The organism is Falsiroseomonas oryzae (assembly GCF_027856955.1).
Classification (GTDB): Bacteria; Pseudomonadota; Alphaproteobacteria; order Acetobacterales; family Acetobacteraceae; genus Falsiroseomonas; species Falsiroseomonas oryzae.
In genome coordinates, this window is the sequence record NZ_JAPSMD010000766.1 from 1 (window position 1) to 1,428 (window position 1,428).

General features: G+C 77.7%; 1 protein-coding gene. It reads left to right on the forward strand.

Translation table 11 applies throughout. The annotated features are described in order from the left end of the window. On the forward strand, positions 1-1,428 hold a 1,428-nt coding region (locus OZN99_RS31480; protein WP_270939130.1), incomplete at both ends, for a molybdopterin cofactor-binding domain-containing protein.

The window sequence follows — 1,428 nt, forward strand, 5'->3', positions numbered from 1 at the left end:
CGGCTGGCCGGGGCGACGGCGAGCGCCGCCCCGGGGGTGCCGGGCTTCGTCGCCTTCGCGGCGGGGGAGGGCTGGGCCGGCGTGCTCGCCGAACGGCCGGGCGCCTTGGCGCGGGCCATCGCCGCGGCGGAAGCGCGGTGGGAGGGCGGGTCGGATTGGAACGCGGCCGATCTTGCCCGCGCCACCGACGTGGATGCCCGCCTGGCCGCGCGGGGCGGCGCTTCCCTGCCGCACCGCCTGCTCGATGCGCCGATCGAGCGCAATGGGCCGTCGGACCTCGACCTTCGGCTCGACGTCCCGATGGCCGCCCATGCGCAGATCGAGCCGCGCGCCGCGACGGCGCGCTGGTCCGCCGACCGGCGGCGGCTCGAGGTCTGGACCGGCACGCAGGACGCCTTCTTCGTCCGCGCCGTGCTCGCCTGCCGGCTTGGGCTGCGCAAGGCCGATGTCGTGGTCCGCTCCTGCCGCCTGGGGGGCGCCTTCGGCGGGCGCACCGTGCCGAATGTCGAGCTCGAGGCCGCGCGCCTCGCCCGCGCCGTCGCACCGCGCCCCGTGCTGGTGCAGTGGACGCGGGAGGACGAGTTCCGGGAGGCCTTCCACCGCCCGCCCTCCTCACACCGCATCCGCGCGCGGCTCGGGCCGGACGGGCGCGTCGCGTCGTGGTGGCACGCCTTTGTCTCGGGGCATGTGATCTTCACCGCCGCCGTGCTGCCCGAGTGGCTGCAGCGCGCGGCGAACGCCGTGACGGGAGACACGGGCATCGCGCGCGGCGCACGTCCACCCTACGCTGCCGGCCGCGCGCGGGTGGAGTTCGACGCCGTGCCGCTGCCGGTGCCGACCGGGCCCTGGCGCGGGCTTGGCGCGGCGCCCAACGCCTTCGCGGTGGAGAGCGCGATGGACGAGTTGGCGCTGCGGGCGGGGCGGGACCCGCTCGCCTTCCGGCTGGACCACCTGGACGCAGAGCCGCGGCTCGCCGCCTGCCTCCGGCGCGCCGCCGACATGGCTAGCTGGGGCCGTGCGCTGCCGCCGGGCCGCTCGCTCGGCATCGGCTGCGCACCCTACAAGGAGGCCGCCTGGGCGGCGGTGGTGGCGGAGGTGGAGGCCGATGGGCGCGGGGGCATCGCGGTGCACGGGCTCTGGTGCGCGCAGGACAGCGGGCGCGTGCTCGATGCGGATCGCGTGCGGGCGCAGATCGAGGGCAACCTGGTCTGGGCGATCGGCTCGGCGCTGACCGAGGAACTGACCCTCGAAGCCGGCGCCGTCGCCGCGGCGGGCTTCGCCGACTACCGCCTGCCGACGCTGGCCGACGTCCCGCGCCAGCTGGAGGTCGCGTTGGTGGAGCCGCCGGCCGGCGCAGGCTTCGGCGGCGCGGGCGAGACGGCGCTTGGCCCGGCGGTCGCCGCGATTGCCAACGCGGCCTCGCGCGCG